General features: G+C 53.6%; 10 protein-coding genes. All 10 read left to right on the top strand.

Annotated elements, in window-relative coordinates:
* Positions 1-131: 131 nt before the first annotated feature.
* The 10 genes from ACMHXI_RS19910 (at position 132) to ACMHXI_RS19865 (ending at position 14,955) form a co-directional block, all read left to right on the top strand.
* On the top strand, positions 132-2,612 hold the full coding sequence (locus tag ACMHXI_RS19910) for a S9 family peptidase (protein ID WP_144164316.1): 2,481 nt from the start codon (positions 132-134) through the stop codon (positions 2,610-2,612).
* A gap of 137 nt (positions 2,613-2,749) precedes the next feature.
* On the top strand, positions 2,750-3,892 hold the full coding sequence (locus ACMHXI_RS19905; RefSeq protein WP_208185147.1) for an HDOD domain-containing protein: 1,143 nt from the start codon (positions 2,750-2,752) through the stop codon (positions 3,890-3,892).
* A 37-nt stretch (positions 3,893-3,929) separates the two neighbouring features.
* The gene (locus tag ACMHXI_RS19900) at positions 3,930-4,835 is read left to right on the top strand and encodes an alpha/beta hydrolase (RefSeq protein WP_044733669.1); all 906 of its coding nucleotides are present in this window, start codon (positions 3,930-3,932) and stop codon (positions 4,833-4,835) included.
* 305 nt (positions 4,836-5,140) lie between these two features.
* A complete protein-coding gene (locus ACMHXI_RS19895; protein ID WP_028779706.1) occupies positions 5,141-6,358 on the top strand; it encodes an aspartate aminotransferase family protein in 1,218 nt (405 codons plus the stop codon).
* A 101-nt stretch (positions 6,359-6,459) separates the two neighbouring features.
* The gene (gene astA / locus ACMHXI_RS19890) at positions 6,460-7,479 is read left to right on the top strand and encodes an arginine N-succinyltransferase (protein ID WP_025011311.1); all 1,020 of its coding nucleotides are present in this window, start codon (positions 6,460-6,462) and stop codon (positions 7,477-7,479) included.
* Between the two features lie 10 nt (positions 7,480-7,489).
* Entirely contained in the window at positions 7,490-8,950 is a 1,461-nt protein-coding gene (astD, locus tag ACMHXI_RS19885; RefSeq protein ID WP_044733670.1) for a succinylglutamate-semialdehyde dehydrogenase, read from the top strand.
* Positions 8,951-9,033: 83 nt separating this feature from the next.
* The gene (locus ACMHXI_RS19880; protein WP_025011309.1) at positions 9,034-9,834 is read left to right on the top strand and encodes a DUF1338 domain-containing protein; all 801 of its coding nucleotides are present in this window, start codon (positions 9,034-9,036) and stop codon (positions 9,832-9,834) included.
* 330 nt (positions 9,835-10,164) lie between these two features.
* Positions 10,165-10,557: a hypothetical protein gene (locus ACMHXI_RS19875; RefSeq protein WP_054743358.1), complete on the top strand. Its 393-nt coding sequence runs from the start codon at positions 10,165-10,167 to the stop codon at positions 10,555-10,557.
* Between the two features lie 52 nt (positions 10,558-10,609).
* A complete protein-coding gene (locus ACMHXI_RS19870) occupies positions 10,610-11,473 on the top strand; it encodes a hypothetical protein (protein WP_025889174.1) in 864 nt (287 codons plus the stop codon).
* Between the two features lie 23 nt (positions 11,474-11,496).
* Positions 11,497-14,955 (top strand): zinc-dependent metalloprotease, encoded by a 3,459-nt coding sequence (locus tag ACMHXI_RS19865; RefSeq protein ID WP_413735919.1) that lies wholly within the window; start codon positions 11,497-11,499, stop codon positions 14,953-14,955.
* The last annotated feature ends 1 nt before the right edge of the window (position 14,956 follow it).

The following is a 14,956-nucleotide window of genomic DNA, read 5'->3' as shown; positions in this document are numbered from 1 at the left end:
AAGCCTTTACAAGTTTTCAGCTTTTGGAGAACAACATCCTCTGGCAAATATGGTATAACAGGCCGCAATCGCTTGTTTTCTGTCATATGTCGCTTCCCGGCGGCCAAGATAACTATAAAAAAGGAAGGATGATGAAAAGCCTGATGCGTCATGCCGGTCTGAGTGTTTTGACTCTGGCCGTTCTCAGCGGCTGCGCCGCCACCGAGCCGCAACTCACCACCCAAGAGATCACCAACCCCAGCCAAACAGTACCCTTGGCAGCGCCTCCTGTGGCCGACAAGCCGTTAACTCTGAATCAAATTATGGCGGATCCAGATTGGATGGGACTCGCCCCCAAAGGTGCCTACTGGAGCGATGACAGCCACGCTGTGCTGTTCGCCCGCCAGCAGAGTGCATCTGTGCTGCGCAGTTACTATCGTCAGGGAGTGACAGACAAACAGGCGCAGGAGCTGGCGTTGTCTGAACTGCATACCGTCTCACAACGAGACGGTGTTCTGAGCCCGGATAAACGCCGCAAGGCTTATATCTATCAGGGCAACCTGTTCGTGAAGGCGCTCGATAGCGGTGAGATCACTCAGTTGACCCGGCAAAATATCAAGGTTGAAGGGCTGCGTTTTTTAGCGAATGGCGATCTTGCCTATTGGCAGGCGGGGCAGATATTCAGATTGCATGCAGACTCAGGCCTTGTGGAGCAACTCGCGGATATCAAGATGACCAAAGAGCCGGCACAGACCAAAGAGCCGGAAACTTATCTCGCCAAGGAGCAACACAAGCTGATCCGCTATGTGGCCAAACAGCAGGAAAACGCCAAGGCTCGGGAGACGTATCAGCAGCAGTTACGGAATGAAGACCCGACCCTGTCGGCCAAGCCTTGGTATCTGGGTGAGAGTGAGCAGCTGGTGGAACTGAGCCTGTCGCCGGATGGCCGCTATGTGCTGCTGGCGTTGCAGGACAAGAGTTACAACTGGCGTGGCGAGCATGACATCATGCCCAACTATCTTGGCAAAGATGGCTATGTCGATCCTGTGCCTGTGCGAGCCAGAGTAGCTGAAGACAAGGCACCGGGGCAGCGCTTGGTACTGCTGGACTTGCAGCAGCAGAGTAAGAAAGAGATAACCATCGAAGGTTTGCTCGGCTACAACCAGGATGTGTTGGCCAGCGTCAAGGCAGAAAACGCCAAGGCGAAGGGGGAGCGCTACGAAAGTGAAAAAGCCCCGCGCAAGATCCAACTGATGCAGGATTGGGGCTGGAGTCAGAGCGCCATTCAATGGCAAGACTCAGGCAAGCGCTTGGCCGTAATGCTGGAAGCCGTGGACAACAAAGACCGGTGGCTGGCCAGTGTCGATCTGGCCAAGGGCAAGCTAATCACTGAGCACAGGCTGCATGACGATGCCTGGGTCAACTATGACTACAATCAGTATGGTTGGTTACCCGGCAGCGAGACCCTTTACTACCTGTCGGAAGAGAGTGGTTATTCGCAGCTGTATCTCAAGCCGCTCGGTGGCAAGACGCGGGCTTTGACCTCGGGCAAGTTCGTGGTCAGTGACATCACTCTGAGCCCGGATAATCGTTATATCTACTACAAGGCCAACAAAGAACACCCCGGCAAGTACAATGTTTATCGGGTTGAGATAAGTAGCGGCAAGGATGAACAACTGACCCAGTGGAACGGCGTGCTCGACTACAGCCTGAGCCCGGATGGCCGTTCGCTGCTGTTGACCGCCTCCAGCCTGACCCAGCCGGATGAGCTCTATATTCAAGCCATAGGCGGTGAGCTGACCCAACTGACCCATTACACCAGTGACAGCTTCAAGAGCTATCCTTGGCAGGCGCCTGAGGTGGTTGCCGTGCCTTCCAGCCATGGCGCAGGTGAAGTCTATGCCAGGGTGTATCTGCCGGCAGGTTTCGACAAGGATCGCGCCGAATCATATCCGGCGGTGATCTTCAATCATGGTGCCGGTTATCTGCAGAATGCCCATTATGGTTTTTCCGGTTATTTCCGTGAGTTCATGTTCCATAACCTGCTGGCACAGCAGGGATATGTGGTGATGGACATGGATTATCGCGGCTCCAAAGGCTATGGCCGCGACTGGCGCACCGCCATCTACCGTAATATGGGGCATCCGGAAGTGGAAGACTTGGCCGATGGCGTCAAATGGATGAGCCAGCATGCCAATGTTGATGCCAAACGTGTGGGCACCTATGGTGGTTCTTACGGTGGCTTTTTGACCTTTATGGCACTGTTTACCCAACCCGAGTTGTTCCAGGCCGGCGCCGCGCTGCGGCCTGTGACCGACTGGGCTCACTATAATGCGCCTTATACCTCGAACATACTCAACACCCCGGATGTGGACCACATCGCCTATGAACGCAGCTCGCCCATCTATCATGCCGAGGGCTTGCAAAAGCCGCTGCTTATCATGAGCGGGGTAATGGACGACAACGTGTTCTTCCAGGACAGTGTCCGCCTGGTGCAGCGACTGATAGAGCTGGAAAAGCCGATGTTTGAGACGGCTATCTACCCGGTTGAACCCCATGGCTTCAGACAGCCATCGAGCTGGCTGGACGAGTATCGCCGCATCTATAAGTTGTTTGAACAAGAGCTGAAATAGTCACTTTACAGGCCTCATTCGAGGCCTGTTTCTTTTTGGTATCAAGATTTTGCCGGTGTGACCGCTATATATATAACCCTAAAGGGACTAACATAAAGCACAGGGCCCGGGTGCGGGCGTGGCAGGAAGGCAACATTTTGGGCTTGTCGGTAGCGGGTGGGGTCAAACCCGGCAGTGTAATAGAGATAGAGCAGCGTCTGTATCAGCAGTTGATACTGGGCAAGCAACGCATTGACAGCGGTGACGATGAGCTTGAACCTGAGCTGGAGGCGGTGGCCTTCAAGCTTGAGGTTGAACGTGAGGCGACTCTGGAGCGGCTCGCCAGGCAGCAACAGGCCAAGGCGCTTTATCAAAGAGTGTCGGCTCAATTGACCGATACCCTGGCGGCTGAGCTTGGCAACCGTCTGGCTTCCATCGAAGAAGTGACACGCCTGTCGGGCATCACAGATAAACAGATCTTGCTGCTGGAGTTATTGCAGCACCCAAGGCTTGATCTGGCACGCCTTCGTCCGGTCGTTGCCGAGCAGAGTTGGCTGGTGAGAGACTTGAGTTCTCTGGTGAACAGCCCTTCCTTCAGGGCCCGCAGGCCGCAGAATCTGGATGTGCAACTGACAGATCTCAAGCTGGTGCTCAGCTATATAGGCGTTGAGCACTTGCGGGTATTGATCCCTTACTACACCTGTCGTCATTGGCTGCCTACAGGCCACGCCAGTTTACTTTGGACTGTGCGCAAGCTATGGCGTTTCTCTCAGGTGCAGGGCATTGCCGTCAGAACCCTGGCCAAGTTGCATGACTTGGATGCCCCAATGCTGTACGCGGTTTCCTTGATGCAGCAACTGGGGATCTCAGTGCTGCTCTCCATGAGCGCCAAGTTGTTTGAGCAGTTGCGCGGCTCATGGCTCAGGGAGGCGAGCAGCGACAGGGATAAGGCGCTCTATGATGCCATAGCCCTGTGTGATTTCCCCGCCACCTTGGTCTATTCCCTGGTCAAGCAGCATGCGCTATCACTCAATTGGCAACTGCCAACCCAGCTTGGGTTTGCGGATGCGGCCATGGTGACTCTGCTCAAGGAGCGGGACACGGCCCTTGGCTTCAGTCAGTTGTCACCCAATGCGGCAGTGCTGGCCAAAGCCGATTGTTTTGCCAAGTGTTTTTTACTGGAAGAGATGCGGCAACTGGAATTCAGGGACAGGCGGATCATGATGGCGTATCATGAGCTCACGGAACAGGAACTCATTCGTCTCAAAGGCCAGAATTACCGCAAACCCGAACTACTTTAAGCGCTTGCGGAGCCTGTAGGCCTTCCATGGAGGAGCTATGCCCAGTTGGCAAGCCTCGGTATTGAACCGGTTGTTAACTTACGTGGCGCGGCCATCGGTCAGTCGCGGCAGTGCCAAAGTGCCTCTGTGCGGCATTCGCCGGCGCTTACTGGAGATGGATCGCCGCTGGTTGGGCTGGCCGCAGGAACTCAAGGTCGAGCACTGGCCGCTGAGCCACTCGCCACTCATCCATTACCAGCTGCCGCAGCCAAGAGAAGTCAGCCTCTTCTATATTCGCGGCGGCGGCTTCTGTTTCAAGACACCCCATGCCCATGCCCGTTTCCTGGCCGATATTATGCGGCGCAGTCTGGCGGACTGCTATGTGCCCGATTATCGTCTGGCGCCGGAGCACCCGTTTCCGGCAGCCTGTGATGATGTGCTGGAAGCTTATCGGATGACACTTGAGCATTGTGACCCGGACAAACTGGTGCTGATGGGCGACTCTGCCGGAGGCAATCTGGCCTTGAGCCTGTTGTTGCAGCTGAAACAGCTCGAGTTGCCGTTGCCGAGAGCCTGCGTGTTGCTCTCTCCGGCGCTGGATCTCGGCATCACAGGTGATACCGAGCGCATTCTGGCGGCAGATGATCCTTTGTTCACCATTGAATCACTGCTCAGACTCAGGGGGGCGTATCTCGCCGGTAGTAACCCCATGTCTGAGCGGGTTTCGCCGCTTTATGGTTGCTTTAACGATCTGCCGCCCATCTTGCTGCTGGCCGGTACCCGTGAGCTGCTGCTACAGGATGCCGAGCGCCTGCAACAGGCGGTATTGCGCGACGGAGGCCGGATAGAAGCCGGTTTCTACCTCAATATGCCCCATGTCTTTCCACTATTTGAACTCTTGCCCGAGGCCATGGAAGCCAGGGGCCAAATCGCTGCTTTTATACGCAATAATCTACTGTTATGATTGTCGTTAACTATTCAAAATAGGTGAATAGTTAACGAGTTCGGTGTCAGTTGAGATTTTTTGTGACTATTTATGCCGTTAAACGGCAGATATTTGCCTGCTTAATTCTCAAACTCAGATCTTTATGCACTTATAGGCCAAGGCATTGCTCCTGCATATTGATCAAACTGGTATTTTGATCACAATTTCGCTAATAATGACACCTAAGCAACACAAGTAAGTGCAGTTTTACTCACAAAAAATAAAGATTAACTGCTTAAAACGGTGGCCGACAGAGCCGCCGACAACACAAAGGATGAGAAGGAATGAGTGTAAACATGAATTTGACACGTGCCCAGTTTGATGAAGTCATGGTGCCTAATTATGCACCGTCACCCGTTATCCCGGTTCGTGGCGATGGCAGTCGTGTTTGGGATCAGGAAGGCAAAGAGTATGTCGACTTTGCCGGTGGTATTGCAGTTAACTGTTTGGGCCACTGTCATCCAGCCGCCGTTGAGGCGCTTAAGGCGCAGGGCGAAAAACTCTGGCACTTGTCCAATGTCATGACCAATGAGCCGGCACTGGCATTGGCGACCAAACTGGTTAACGCCACTTTTGCCGACAAGGTCTATTTCGCCAACTCAGGCGCCGAAGCCAATGAAGCGGCCCTGAAACTGGCCCGCCGCTATGCTCTGGATAATTTCGGCGCCGAAAAAGATCAGATTATCGCCTTCGACAAGGCTTTCCACGGCAGAACCTTCTTTACCGTCAGCGTAGGTGGCCAGGCCGCCTACTCAGATGGTTTTGGGCCCAAGCCGCAGGGGATCACACACCTGCCATTCAACGATGTTGCCGCATTGGAAGCCGCGGTGTCGGACAAGACCTGTGCCATCATGCTGGAGCCGCTGCAGGGTGAGGGCGGTATCATAAACGCCACTCCGGAATTTTTGGCCAAGGTGCGTGAACTGGCCGACAAGCACAATGCATTGGTGGTGTTCGATGAAGTGCAAACCGGCGTTGGCCGTACCGGCGAGCTGTATGCCTACATGGGGACAGATATAGTGCCGGACATTCTCACCACTGCCAAGGCTCTGGGCGGCGGTTTCCCCATCGCGGCCATGCTGACCACTGACAAGATTGCCGCTCATCTTAAAGTGGGCACTCATGGTTCCACCTATGGTGGTAACCCTCTGGCCTGCGCCGTCAGCAACGCGGTATTTGATGTAGTCAATACCCCCGAAGTGCTGCAGGGCGTTAAGCGTCGTGAGCAACTGCTGCGTGATGGCCTGGAAAAAATCAATGCCAAGTACCAGGTGTTTTCCGAGGTACGCGGCAAGGGACTGTTGCTCGGCGCCGTGTTGAATGAACAGTATCAGGGACGCAGCCGTGAGTTTCTGTTGGCCTCGGTCGACAATGGCCTGATGACACTGATGGCCGGTGCCAATGTGGTTCGTTTTACTCCTTCTTTGATCATCCCTGAAAGTGATATTGCCGAGGGTCTGGCACGCTTTGAAAAAGCGGTCGCCAAGGTGGTTGCCGCCTGATCCCCGTGGGCCCAGGCCCACTTAGCGCAATAGACTCACAGCTGCTGTTCTGACGGGCCGGCCCGACGGAGCAGCAACTGTGGATGAGTGGAGATTTAACCATGTTAATCATACGGCCTATCCGAGCCTCAGATTTCCCGGCACTGCGCTGTATCGCCGAAGAATCGGGCCATGGATTCACCTCGCTGCCGGTCAATGATGAGCTGCTGACCCGCAAGATTGCCCGTTCGGAAGCTTCTTTCGCCAAGGCGGTGGAAACGCCTTTTGATGAAGGCTACCTCATGGTGTTGGAAGACACAGAGACCCAGGAGGTCGTGGGCACCTGTGGTCTGGAAGCCGCGGTGGGAATGGAAGATGCCTTCTACCATTACCGTTTGGGCACAGAGGTTTATCATTCGTCGCAGATAGAAGTGCGTAACGAGGTTGAAACCCTCAGCCTGTGTCATGACTACACTGGTGCCGCCGAGCTCTGCACCCTGTTTCTGAGAGACTCCTACCGCAAGGGCAACAATGGCCGCATGCTGTCACGCAGCCGCTTTCTGTTTTTGGCCCAGCATGCCAATCGGTTCGGTGAAACTGTTATTGCCGAGATGCGCGGGGTCAGCGATGAAAACGGTAATTCCCCTTTCTACGGCTGGCTGCAGCAAAACTTCCTCGGCATAGACTTTATTCAAGCCGATTACCTCTCAGGTCTGGGGCAGAAGGCCTTTATGGCCGAGATGATGCCCCGCAGCCCTGTCTATGTCTGCCTGTTGCCCGAAGCGGCGCAGAAGGTTATCGGTGAAGTGCACACCAATACACGCCCGGCCCTGAGCCTGTTACAGGCGGAAGGTTTCCGCTGGCGCAACTATGTGGATATTTTTGATGGTGGCCCCACGGTTGAATGCAATCTGGCGGACATTCGCTCCGTGCGCGAGAGTCGCCTGCTGACGGTGCGTATCGGCGATATGCCTCAATCAAAGGACAGCTTTATTCTCTCCAACACCCATTTGGCAGACTACCGTGCCGGTTCGGCCAAGTTGGCGCTGACAGACGACAGTGAAGAAGTGATCCTGTCGAGCGAGTTGGCCGCAGCACTCTTGGTGGCAGACGGGCAATCGGTCAGGGTATTGGCAATATAGGAACAGCATAATGACACAATTTATCAAGGGCCAATGGCTCGCTGGCGAAGGCCAGGCAATGAGTTCAAGCAACCCGGCCAACGGCGAAACCCTGTGGCAGGGTAATGCCGCTACCCCGGCTCAAGTAGAAGCTGCCGTTGCAGCCGCCAGAGAGGCACAGTTTGACTGGTTTATGCTCGGCTTTGACGGCCGCCTCCAGGTGATAGAGGCCTATCGCGATCAGCTGGAAGCCCATAAGGCGGAAATCGCCGACACCATAGCGCAGGAAACCGGTAAGCCACTGTGGGAAACGGCCACTGAGGCGGGTGCCATGATAGGCAAAATTGGTCTGTCGGTCGCGGCTTATCACAAGCGTACCGGTGAAACTGAAAATGAACTGCCTGCCGGACGAGCCGTGCTGAGACATAAGCCCCACGGTGTAGTGGCGGTCTTTGGGCCTTATAACTTCCCTGGGCATCTTCCCAATGGCCATATAGTACCGGCTCTGCTGGCGGGCAATACCGTGGTATTCAAGCCATCGGAACTGACGCCAAAAGTGGCAGAGCTGATGCTCAAGCTGTGGGAGAAAGCCGGCCTGCCCGCCGGGGTCATCAATCTGGTGCAGGGCGAAGTGGAAACCGGCAAGGCGCTGGCTTCACATCCTCAGCTTGATGGTCTGTTCTTTACCGGCAGCTCCCGCACCGGCCACTTGCTGCATCAGCAGTATGCCGGTCATCCGGGCAAGATCCTTGCCCTGGAAATGGGCGGTAACAATCCGCTCATCGTCAAAGGGATCAGTGATATCAAGGCGGCCGTGCACGAAATAATTCAATCTGCCTATATCTCCAGTGGCCAGCGTTGTACCTGTGCCCGCCGTCTCTACATAGAGAAAGGTGAGCAGGGCGATGCTTTGATTGCCTCACTGGTTGCGGCGGTCAAAGCGATAGCTGTCGGCCCCTGGAATGCCGAACCTCAGCCCTTTATGGGCTCGATGATCTCTGAAGCAGCAGCCAAGGGAATGGTCGCGGCGCAGCGTAATCTGCAGAATCTCGGCGGGGTCTCGCTGGTGGAACTAACCCATATTGAGAGCGGTACCGGCCTGGTGTCTCCTGGGTTGATTGATGTTACCGAGGTGATTGAACTGCCCGATGAAGAGTATTTCGGACCCTTGCTGCAACTGGTGCGCTACAGCAGCTTTGATCAGGCGATTTCGCTGGCCAATGATACCCGCTATGGCCTTTCTGCCGGGTTGCTGGCCGATAGCCGTGAAGACTATGACTATTTCCTGGCACGAATTCGTGCCGGCATAGTGAACTGGAACAAGCAGATCACCGGAGCCTCTGGTGCGGCGCCATTCGGCGGTGTCGGGGCATCGGGTAACCACAGAGCCAGCGCCTTCTATGCGGCCGACTATTGTGCTTATCCCGTGGCTTCCATGGAGGCCGATGGTCTGAGTTTGCCACAGGCATTGAGTCCGGGACTTAGCCTCTGACAGTGAAGGGAAGCGCAGTGGCGCTTCCCTTTTTTGAACATACCATTTGCCTTTGGGCAAACTGCATTACACAGGGAATAACCATGCATACAGATATCAATGCGCTGTTCAATGCCATGTGGCAGGACTATATCAAGATGACGCCATCGGCGGCCAAAGTGCACCAGCTGTTGGGGCAAGGCAAGGCGATTATTAACGACCATATTGCCTTGCGTACATTCAATCTGCCCAAGGTGGGCTTGGATGTTCTGGCAGCCCATTTCGAAGCACTGGGCTATGTGGCTTGCGGCGATTATCGCTTTGAGCAGAAAAAGCTGGTGGCAAAGCACTTTGAGCATCCGGACCCGACTCAGCCCAAGGTCTTTATTTCTGAGCTGCTGGTGGAAGAGTTCAGCCCAGAGTTGCAACAGCGGGTTGCCGACTTGGTTGAGCAGATCCCAACCCAGGCTTTGACCGCAGATAACTTTACTTATTCAGGCAGACACTGGCAGCTTGACTATGACACCTACCAAGCCCTGCTCGCCGAGAGTGAGTATGCTGCCTGGGTTGCCGCCTTTGGTTATCGTGCCAACCACTTTACCGTGTCTGTGAACCACCTGGCCGAATTCAGCACCCTGGCCGCCGTGAATACTGCGCTCAAGGAGGCTGGTTTTACCCTCAACAGTGTTGGCGGTGAGATCAAAGGTTCAGCTGAAGTCTTGTTGGAACAGTCTTCCACCATGGCCGACAGAATCCCTGTCGCCTTTGATGACAAGACGGTAGAGATCCCCAGTTGTTTCTATGAATTTGCCCTGCGTTATCCCAAAGCCGATGGTGAACTCTATACCGGCTTTGTTGCGGCTTCGGCAGATAAGATTTTTGAGAGTACCAACGTCAAGTCGTAACAGTGCTTAACTAGTTACAGAATGGCCTCCTTAATTAAGGAGGCTTTTTTGTAAGTAAACAAAACATCATGCTTAATATAGTGAAGCATTAATGTTTTTATGATGTTTTAATTATGTTTTATATTGGTGTTGATTTGCCAAGGTTAATTTATTTTTATGATGTTTTTTATGATATATACCCAGTTTTTAATCTATTTAGACTAGTCATTAAGTGTTGGTGTTGATCACTGTGTTTTTCATGATTATGCTGTTTACATAAGTAACAATATGTATTGAATGCATTCGAGCTAATATCGAGACGCTATTCCGTTTGGGGCGGCGGAAAATCACATGAATAAGAGAAATAAGTCGAATAGTAAATTGCAGAGCTTGGTCAAGTTGGCCATGCCTTTGCTGTTGTTTTTGGCTTTTTCTAATGCAGCGATATCTAATGAGTTTGAAGAAGTTAATACGCTGATATCTATTGCCAAACAGAACGCGTCACCGGTAAATCAGTTGGCAATCTATTCTTTCTCCTTGCCTTGTATTATGGCCGTTAAACTGGCGGATAACGCCGTCTTGGCCGAAGTGTTTAAAGCCATTTCAGTCAGTTGGTTTATTTTGTTCTTATGCGGGCCCCGTATTCCCAACCTGGGTGTCCCGCAACTTTCCTTTGGTTGGATGCCCTATTGGGCGCAATTACTCCTTGAATGGGTAAAACCTATTCGTGGCAGTACCTCTTAGACTGGAATTACCTCCAGATTAATTCGTTTTAAATAAATTAAGGCTTTTAAATATGAGATCCGGTAAATATCACCGCGATCTGGCCTTGTCACGCATAATAAAAAGTAAAAAAGCAAAGACGAGCTTCCCTTTGCTGGGCTTACTATTGCTTGCGGGACAAGCTCAGGCGGTTAATGAGTTTGAACTCAAACAGGAAGAATTCGGCGAATGGACTGCCTATTTCAATGCGTCTTATACCCGCAATGTCTACAGTGAGTCGGCCTTCGATGCGTATCGGGCTTATAGCCTGGATGCCAGAGTCGATTACAACAGTGATTGGGGCAGTGTGCTGCTGACCTTTGGCGGTGAAAAAGAGACGCTGCACGGTAGGGAGTCGAGCTTTTTTGACCCCTTGCTCGAGTATCGGACGCCACTCTATTCTCTGACCGACACTCTGTCGCTCAAGGGCAGTGTCGGTGTCTATCTGCCGGCGGCGCATTACACCAAGCTGGATAGGCTGGAGTATGCCCCCAGAGTGGCGGCCTATCTCTTCTATCGCCCTGAGGGCAACTTCAGCTTCTACCTGTCTCCCAGATACAGGTACAACGCCTACAAGTACAAGACCGCCGGTGAGCGGGTGCTGATTGAACATCAGGTCGATCTGGTGGCCGATGCCTATTGGCAGTTTGCCAGTAATTGGTACCTGGATATCAGCGGCCGCTATCGGATGTCGAAGAATTACCGTGGTCGTCGTATGGATGACCAATTCACCTTTGCCCAGGAACTGGGATGGATGCCTGCCGAGAGTTGGACATTGGCCATTGGCCATAACAACAGCGGCCGTTTCTACCACCCGGAACTGGGGTCTTCCGAAGGATTTGAGCTGTATGACAAGCGCAGCTCCACCTTCTATTTCTCAGTAACAAAATACCTATAAACTCAATTTATTCAGAGGATTAAATGAAGAAGTCAAGTCTGAGCCTGGCGATAGCAGCCAGCCTGGCACTCGCAGGATGTGGGGCAGGAGAAGAACCATACAAGGAGTTGCCCAAAGATGAGAAACAGATTAGCAGCGACTCGATAGAGAAGGCCGGTGAGCGCCAATACCTCTATATCCGCAGTGTCGGCAAGGCGCCGCGTTATGCCGCCGCTATCCGCGGCTTCAGCCAGGGGGATCCCAAGTTGGTGACCCTGCACAAGACAGAGAATGGTATTCAGGTTCGCCAGTTGGACCGGGACGCCATAGGTCTTGGTCATGACAGCCGCTACCAGGAGGGCATCAACCAGGCCCCGGTACTGACTATCCCCGGTGAGTACATAGACTTCAGATGTACCGAAGACAGGTGGCGTGAATGCATCAACGTCGAGCAGGTCAATACAGATGCCAACCTGACCTGGCAGGACAAGCGCTTCTTTGTGCCTGACTTTGCCGACACCAAGATTGCCGAGCTGGGGATCAACGATATCTTTATGTTTGGTGAGTGCGTCACCGAAACTGAATCCCCAAAACTGGTCAATGCCGGAGCCTACAAAGGCTATGAAATGGACCTGGACAAGGGCGTGATCAACTTCGAGATAGAACACACCTATCAGGCATCGGGCCAGTGTTTCAATCAGTTTTACGGTGGCAATCTGGATAATCTGTCGTTCACCACCACGGAATTTATCTCCATAGTGGCGCTGGATCAGCTGGCCAGTGAAGATTATCAAGCCATTCCTTACAGCGAGCATGAGAAGGGCACCTTTGGTTTCTTCAACTCCAGTCACAGCTATCGGGACAGAACCGACTCAGAAGGGGTGGATGGCTATGTTCGTACCTACCTGAACCGCTTCAACCCGGCTAAGAGTGAGTTGGTGTACTACTTGTCCAACAACTTCTATGAAGCCAAGAACAAGCCTTTCCTGGATGCGGCTATCGAATCTGTGACCGCGATGAATATCGCCAACAGTCGTTATCATACCGGCTTGCCACAGATTAAGCTGGAGCAGGCGGGCGATAAACGCCATGGCGATCTGCGTTATAACCATATCACTCTGTTTGATGAGCCTCTGGATAACGGTCTGGCCGGTTACGGTCCATCAGCAGCCAACCCTCTGACAGGGGAGATTGTCAGCGCCAGGGTTAACCAATACAGCTCCAACCTCAAGCAAGGTGCGGTGCGTTACTATCGGCAACTGATGCTGGATTATAACCGCGGCAAGCTGGATGCGACTTCGGTCGAAGCGCTCACCGGCGTGCCTTATCAGCAAGCCGTGGTTAAGCCAGCGGCTTCCACCACATTGCAAGCTGTGCCTGCGGCGCTGGACAAGCCTGCCGATGTGATGGTCGCCGCCACTCCGGCAGCTCTGCCACTCAAGCCCGCTGAGCAGCAGTTCAACGCCTTGGCCGACTTCGATGAAGCCAGCCGTGACTATTGGTCCGAGCATACTTTGATGCATGTCGACACTGTGTTTGCCGCAGGTGGTCAGCAAAGAATGCTGCCGGCCGGTGTCAAGGACCACAAGATTGATTGGCAGAATGCCGAGTTGTGGGTCAATGGTGATGTTGGCGGTAAGCTGCAGGCATTCGAGAAGCTGAGCCTGGATCTGCAGGATAGCCTGAGCACTGCGCTGGCCGCCCAGGCCTTTGCCGGTACCCTGACCCATGAACTGGGCCACAACTTCGGCCTGAGACACAACTTCGCCGGTAGCCGCGATGGTGACAACACCTTCAACCAACAGGAAATGGAAACACTTAACCAGGCCTTTGCCGGTGCCGGTTATCCTGATCTGAAAGTGAACGCCGAGTTCTCCAGCCAGATGGACTACAACGTCAACCGTTTTGCGACCACTTTTGAGCCCTATGACTTGGCGGCGCTACGTTTCGGTTATGCCCGTGAAGTTGAGGCCGACAACGGCGACTTTGTCTCCCTTAAAGACGAAGATGCCAAGCGTCGTGATGAGCTGCAAAAAGGAGTGATCCAGGGCGAGACACGTTTCGGTACGCTCTACAACATTGCCCGCGACCACAAGCTGCGCAGCTATGCCTTCTGTACCGACGAGCATGTGTCGCTCAACAGCAACTGTAACCGCAGTGATGCCGGTCAGAACCTGGATGACATCGCCCAGTTCTATATCGACAGATATCAGGACAGCTATGAAACCAGTAACCTGAGACATAACCGTCAGTCGCTTTATGAAGACCACAGCCTGGGTTACACCATTGCCCGCAAGCGTCAGTTTGATGAGATCCGCCAGTTTATCGAAGATGTCAGCTTCCTCGAGGGGATCTTTGACTTGCCGGAAAACTTCTTCGCCAACGACTGTCAGCTGAAAGCCGCAGCCGGCCAGGATGCCTGGTATTGTGCCAACCAAAGGGCGATGAACAAGGCGGCAGACCTGTTCCTGCGCCTTGCCGGTGAAAATGATGCCGTGGTAGATGTCACCTTCCGCACTGCAGATGGCCAGGCAGCCCTGAGACAGCAGTACAACTTTGCCAAGTTGCTGGAACAGTATCGCTTCAAGAGCGCCGACATGACCATGAAGTTTGCTCCGGGTGAAGTGATCAGCAGGTTTGCCGATTCTCCAGAGGCATTGAAGGAACTGATTATCAACTATGGTATCAAGGAAGAGTTCCGGGATATGCTGAGCGCCGATGTTACCTTCGCCGGTCGTTTGCTGAACGGAATCAAGGCGCCTGAAGGCTCGCCCAACCATCCTTATGTCAACGAGCGTGATGTGCTTGGGGTATGGCCGGACAAACTGCTGGCAGTGCGTGCCTTGGTAAGTCGCACTACTCCGAGATCGACTTCCAGCCGTGGTCACAAGGCGCTGGTGGATCTGCCACAAACCGGCAAGCTGTTCGAAGATATGCTTTGCCGCATGGCGCTGGGTAATGGCCCGGATCTGGTCAGCAATGGCAAGCCTTTGTTTGCCGATGCCTGCAACAGCAGTCCTGAGCTGAAAACGTATCTGCCTTACTACAGCGATTTTGCCAGCCAGAGCATAGAGCCTCTGCCTAATTATGACCGCACAGTATCACGCTTCTTCGGCTTTGATACCGTCAATGGTCAACCCAAAGGCAAGAGCAACCTGCTGCAGATGATGCTGAGACAAGTGGTGTTGGCATCGGTCGACAGCGACTATCAGGGTGAGCAGAAGGCCAGGGTATGGCGTGAATATGTCGGTATTCATCAGGCTGCCCCTGGGCTGGATATGCAGGCCCAAGTGTCCCTGAACGGTAAAATCTACGCCGCGACCGCCGAGAACAAGTTGGCGCTGGCGCTGATTGCCCGCATCAAGGAAGTGGAGCAGTTTATCGCCTCGGCTTCTCCTGAACTGCTGGCGCAGCAGCTCAAGGGTGGCACTGTGGGTGAGATACTCAATGGTCAACTGAGCCGCGATCGTCTGGCTCTGAGCTACCTGCCTGTGCTTGATTGAG

It is taken from the genome of Shewanella sp. BJSY2023SW005 (assembly GCF_047314585.1).
Taxonomy (GTDB): Bacteria; Pseudomonadota; Gammaproteobacteria; order Enterobacterales; family Shewanellaceae; genus Shewanella; species Shewanella algae.
The sequence above is the reverse complement of the archived record's forward strand: the minus strand, read 5'-3'. Positions and strand labels throughout refer to the sequence as shown.

What these genes read in the sequence shown, in the direction of transcription:
- ACMHXI_RS19900 (WP_044733669.1), top strand. Translation starts at nt 3,930, where the DNA reads ATGCCCAGTTGGCAAGCCTCGGTATTGAACCGGTTGTTAACTTACGTG.
- astD (WP_044733670.1), top strand. Translation starts at nt 7,490, where the DNA reads ATGACACAATTTATCAAGGGCCAATGGCTCGCTGGCGAAGGCCAGGCA.
- astA (WP_025011311.1), top strand. Translation starts at nt 6,460, where the DNA reads ATGTTAATCATACGGCCTATCCGAGCCTCAGATTTCCCGGCACTGCGC.
- ACMHXI_RS19875 (WP_054743358.1), top strand. Translation starts at nt 10,165, where the DNA reads ATGAATAAGAGAAATAAGTCGAATAGTAAATTGCAGAGCTTGGTCAAG.
- ACMHXI_RS19895 (WP_028779706.1), top strand. Translation starts at nt 5,141, where the DNA reads ATGAGTGTAAACATGAATTTGACACGTGCCCAGTTTGATGAAGTCATG.
- ACMHXI_RS19870 (WP_025889174.1), top strand. Translation starts at nt 10,610, where the DNA reads ATGAGATCCGGTAAATATCACCGCGATCTGGCCTTGTCACGCATAATA.
- ACMHXI_RS19865 (WP_413735919.1), top strand. Translation starts at nt 11,497, where the DNA reads ATGAAGAAGTCAAGTCTGAGCCTGGCGATAGCAGCCAGCCTGGCACTC.
- ACMHXI_RS19880 (WP_025011309.1), top strand. Translation starts at nt 9,034, where the DNA reads ATGCATACAGATATCAATGCGCTGTTCAATGCCATGTGGCAGGACTAT.
- ACMHXI_RS19910 (WP_144164316.1), top strand. Translation starts at nt 132, where the DNA reads ATGAAAAGCCTGATGCGTCATGCCGGTCTGAGTGTTTTGACTCTGGCC.